The sequence below is a fragment of the Propionivibrio sp. genome (assembly GCF_049316945.1).
Taxonomy (GTDB): Bacteria; Pseudomonadota; Gammaproteobacteria; order Burkholderiales; family Rhodocyclaceae; genus Propionivibrio.
Genome location: NZ_JBMOJE010000250.1, coordinates 1 through 3747, shown reverse-complemented (window position 1 = coordinate 3747; position 3747 = coordinate 1). Strand labels below are relative to the sequence as shown.

At 53.2% G+C, this 3747-nt stretch carries 9 protein-coding genes; all 9 read left to right on the top strand.

Annotated elements, in window-relative coordinates; translation table 11 throughout:
* The first annotated feature begins 75 nt into the window (after positions 1-75).
* Positions 76-468 carry a hypothetical protein gene (locus tag ACOYNV_RS26465; protein WP_422902809.1) on the top strand — a complete coding sequence of 131 codons (393 nt, stop codon included), beginning with the start codon at positions 76-78 and terminating at the stop codon, positions 466-468.
* Complete coding sequence (locus ACOYNV_RS26460) at positions 465-707, top strand: hypothetical protein (protein ID WP_422902808.1); 243 nt, start codon at positions 465-467, stop codon at positions 705-707. Before ACOYNV_RS26465 ends, ACOYNV_RS26460 begins: the two co-directional genes overlap by 4 nt.
* A complete protein-coding gene (ssb, locus tag ACOYNV_RS26455) occupies positions 708-1172 on the top strand; it encodes a single-stranded DNA-binding protein (RefSeq protein ID WP_422902807.1) in 465 nt (154 codons plus the stop codon).
* 11 nt (positions 1173-1183) lie between these two features.
* Entirely contained in the window at positions 1184-1744 is a 561-nt protein-coding gene (locus ACOYNV_RS26450) for a hypothetical protein (protein ID WP_422902806.1), read from the top strand.
* A gap of 102 nt (positions 1745-1846) precedes the next feature.
* Positions 1847-2536: an SUMF1/EgtB/PvdO family nonheme iron enzyme gene (locus ACOYNV_RS26445; protein ID WP_422902805.1), complete on the top strand. Its 690-nt coding sequence runs from the start codon at positions 1847-1849 to the stop codon at positions 2534-2536.
* Between the two features lie 59 nt (positions 2537-2595).
* Positions 2596-3039, top strand: coding sequence for a dUTP diphosphatase (dut, locus tag ACOYNV_RS26440; RefSeq protein ID WP_422902804.1), 444 nt, complete (start codon positions 2596-2598; stop codon positions 3037-3039).
* 36 nt (positions 3040-3075) lie between these two features.
* Complete coding sequence (locus ACOYNV_RS26435) at positions 3076-3264, top strand: hypothetical protein (RefSeq protein WP_422902803.1); 189 nt, start codon at positions 3076-3078, stop codon at positions 3262-3264.
* Positions 3261-3482 carry a hypothetical protein gene (locus ACOYNV_RS26430; RefSeq protein WP_422902802.1) on the top strand — a complete coding sequence of 74 codons (222 nt, stop codon included), beginning with the start codon at positions 3261-3263 and terminating at the stop codon, positions 3480-3482. The genes ACOYNV_RS26435 and ACOYNV_RS26430 overlap by 4 nt, the downstream gene beginning before the upstream one ends.
* Positions 3466-3747, top strand: a 282-nt coding sequence (locus ACOYNV_RS26425; protein ID WP_422902801.1) for a hypothetical protein, incomplete at its 3' end; no start/stop codon positions are given. The genes ACOYNV_RS26430 and ACOYNV_RS26425, both read left to right, overlap by 17 nt.

Here is a 3747-nt window from a genome sequence, read left to right as displayed (position 1 = left end):
CTTATTCACGGCAGGTTTGGCGTGGAAAGGAATGGCGCGGCAGGCAAGGCAAGGCGTGGCGCAGGGCGGTGCGGCATGAAAACCCAAGAAGAAAAGGCACTGGCTGCCGTCATTGAGTACGACAGATTGATGGGTGCAATCTATGAGTGCCGGAAGGCCATCAGCAATCCGGCCAATGAATGCGACCGCGTTGTCGGCGGCGACGATCCGTGGCAATCGCATATCCCGGATGGCAAGCAAACGCACCTTGCTGAAGTGTTCGCAGGGTACGACGACAATGATGGATTCATGCCTATGCATTGCCACTACGACCACAGCGAAGCAATGGAAATCATCGGTGAGTGCGAAGGGTGTCGGAAAACATTTGATGCCATTCAGGAGCGAAAGCGCCTTAAAACATCTCTGGGCACCATCAAGCGAACTATACGTTCTATAGCGCGTAATTCGACAAAAGGCGGTGCAGCATGAGCTGGCGCGACTCTGCCCTACAGGTGATGTTCAAGGTGCATGCTGAACAGTCACAGGCCGGCGCAAAGCCGCAGGAAATCGCGGACGCCATCGACAAGGCCTATCCGTTCGGCGAGCGGAAGTACCACCCGTACAAGGTGTGGCTGTCCGCACGAAAGTGGTTTTTCTGCCTAAAGAGCTTGCCCAACAAGAGGAACAAGCCGGGCACCGATCTATTTACACAACAGGAGGCCACTTAAATGGCATCAGTGAACAAAGTAATCCTCGTCGGCAACCTCGGCGCCGATCCTGAAACCCGTTACATGCCCAATGGTGACGCCGTCTGCAATATCCGGCTGGCCACCACGGAAAGCTGGAAGGACAAGGCCAGCGGAGAGAAGAAAGAAATCACCGAGTGGCACCGCGTCGTGTTCTACCGGAAGCTGGCCGAGATCGTGAATCAGTACGTGAAGAAGGGATCGGCGCTGTACATCGAGGGCCGCATCCGTACGCGCAAGTGGCAGGACAAGGAAGGGCAGGACCAGTACAGCACCGAAATTGAAGTCTTTGAAATGCAGATGCTGGGCGGCAAGTCAGACGGTGGCGGCCAGCGCGAGCAAAGCGCCCCGGCACAGAGTTATGCGCCGAGGGCTCAAGCGCCGCAGCAAAGCCGAGGTGGGAATAGCGGATTTGATGACATGACGGATGATCTAATTCCTTTCTAAGGGTGAATGAAATGAATAATGAAATTGAATCGTACAGAAAGCACCGAAACCTAAAAATATCTGCTGCTGAACTTGGAATTTCATGGCAAACGCTATATGTGAGACTGAAAAGACAGGGCGAACCAGTTACTGGTGACAAGTTGCGATACGGATCTGATCGTGACCGCCTCGGAGCGGTAGCAGAAAGCGAGTTCAAACGAATTGTTCCGTTTGCCATAGATAACAATCTTCTTAAGTTTCAGCATGGATATGACTTTGACGTTCTAGGATACAAAGTTGATGTCAAATCGTCGCACAAACGATGCTTGAACAAGAAATACGCTGCCAAGTCTTGGTCATTCTCGTTCAAAAAACAAAGTCTAGTTTGCGACTTTATGTGCTGTTTTTGCATAGACGATGACAAATCAACAAAACACGTCCTTCTTGTTCCGTCAGAATTTTTCAAAGGACTACAGTCAGTATCGGTTTCATGCGATGGCGATAGTAAGTGGCTGGATTACGAGATTATAGAGTCTGAACTGGCTGAGTTTTTCTCTTCCCTCCCTTCCCAGTCACCGTGCAAAGCAGCATAGCCACCACCAACCAGCCACCACCGCCAACCGCAACCAGCCGCCAGCCTCAAAACTGGCGGCTTTTTCATGGGAAAGAACAACATGCAATCTAAAGGAAATCCAATGTCAAAAAACATATTCACCACCGTCCCGGAAACGACCCTGCCTTGCGGGATTGTCGTTCCGTCTTTCATGGTAGGTAAATACGCCGCGAGCAAGGGTGAAGACGGAAAACTGGCCGTCACCGCTGAAGGAACTCCGTGGGTTCGAATCAACTACGACGAAGCGCGCGCAGCGTGCGCAGACGCTGGATACAAACTCATCACTGAATCTCAGTGGCTTGCGATCGCCTGGAATCTCTCCCAGCAAGCGTGCAACTGGTCGAAGGGAGAAGTCGGAAAAGGAAAACTCTTTCGCGGACTGCACAAGGGAACCGTCGGAAGCGCGCAGCCTGGAACCTACGTTTCTCCGAACAAAAAAGAAAATCGTCTCATGACGTTATCGAACGGAGAGCAGATCAGCGACATGGCCGGGAACGTATGGCAGTGGGTTTTTGACGACATTCAGGGCGATGCAGACGGGATCGTTGCAAAGCCAGTGACCGAAGAATCCCCTTCGTTATGTACCGCGCCTTACCCGAGTGAAAAGAAAGGCATGGGATGGCGTCCGAGCGAAGGTCGTGTTGGCGTAGCCCCGTTCCGGGGTGGCTACTGGGCCAGCGCCGCGTACAGCGGCGTGTTCGCGCTCATCCTCGACATCGATCGTTCCAGCGCTTACGGCAGCATCGGGTTCCGCCCCGCTTTTGTGCTCTGAAATCTGTAGCGTGTAATCTGGTCCGACGAGCGGTAGCTCGTCGTTATGTGAGAAAAAAAATGAACAAGCTGCAAGTGAAAATCAAAGTTTCAGACGACCGCCTTACCCCTTCGTATGCAAACACATCAGACGCAGGGCTTGATCTGCGCGCCAACATTGAATTACCCATGCGCCTGCAGCGCGGCTCGCGTGTCACGGTACCGACCGGCGTGTTCCTAGAAATCCCGCCTGGCTACTTCGGCGCTGTCTGCCAACGTTCCGGGCTGGCAAAGAAACACGGCCTGACGGTAGCCAATGCGCCGGGTATTGTTGATGCGGCGTATAGGGGCGAAGTCTGCGTGATCCTGCAGATGCACGGCGACGATGCTTTCACCACCAACCCCTTCGACCGGATTGCACAGCTAGTTATCCAGCCGTGCATGCGCGCCGAGTTGATCATCACGGATGAGCTCACAGAAACAGCGCGCGGTACCGGTGGTTTTGGGTCTTCCGGTCGTGGCTGATCGGCTCTTGCAAGAAATGAGAAAAGAGGACGAATCATGAAACTCCGTGACTTCAAAATAGGCGATTCGGTGAAGCTGAAGGGCGCTCAGGCCAGCGCCAAGCCGCTTTTGATTGGCGACATCAGCCGGGAAGGTCGCTATGAGTTGTGGCTGAACAGGGAATCGAGAGACGCCGGCCAGCCGTGGGCTCACTCCGCTGCAGGATCGCATGAGGCAGATCAATGATGAAACGCAAAACGTACCAACCAAAAGACAAAATGAATGGCCCGTTGCTTACCCACATGCGCGATGTTGCATTTGGAAACAAAACGTGCGTCGCCATCCATCAAACGATGGAGCGTGCAGAACGAATGCGCAACGACCAAGGCATGCTTGACGCAGCGCAGGCCAAGCGCGATCGAAAGGCAGCAAAAGCAAGGAAAGCAAATGCGCAAGCACTGTAGCCGAAAGGTCAGGCCGAAAACGCCGCCGATGTTGGTCAATCGTGGAATCCATAATGACGAACTGGAATTGGTCGAACGCCAGTTTGTTGAAGCGTTTGCCCAAGGCTATGCCGACAAAATCCACTTCGATTCGATAGCGGATATGTGCAACATTCTGATGATTGGATCAACCGAGAAAGGCGACAAGCCAGTCATTGAATTGTGCAAAACGATGGCAATCCCGATGCAATCTATTCGAGCCAGGCATGCAAAGAATGGCCGCTTC

Bases quoted from the DNA above. Each gene is read 5' to 3' on its own strand.
- ACOYNV_RS26435 (WP_422902803.1), top strand. From the start codon at position 3,076: ATGAAACTCCGTGACTTCAAAATAGGCGATTCGGTGAAGCTGAAGGGC.
- ACOYNV_RS26445 (WP_422902805.1), top strand. From the start codon at position 1,847: ATGTCAAAAAACATATTCACCACCGTCCCGGAAACGACCCTGCCTTGC.
- ACOYNV_RS26430 (WP_422902802.1), top strand. From the start codon at position 3,261: ATGATGAAACGCAAAACGTACCAACCAAAAGACAAAATGAATGGCCCG.
- dut (WP_422902804.1), top strand. From the start codon at position 2,596: ATGAACAAGCTGCAAGTGAAAATCAAAGTTTCAGACGACCGCCTTACC.
- ACOYNV_RS26450 (WP_422902806.1), top strand. From the start codon at position 1,184: ATGAATAATGAAATTGAATCGTACAGAAAGCACCGAAACCTAAAAATA.
- ssb (WP_422902807.1), top strand. From the start codon at position 708: ATGGCATCAGTGAACAAAGTAATCCTCGTCGGCAACCTCGGCGCCGAT.
- ACOYNV_RS26460 (WP_422902808.1), top strand. From the start codon at position 465: ATGAGCTGGCGCGACTCTGCCCTACAGGTGATGTTCAAGGTGCATGCT.
- ACOYNV_RS26465 (WP_422902809.1), top strand. From the start codon at position 76: ATGAAAACCCAAGAAGAAAAGGCACTGGCTGCCGTCATTGAGTACGAC.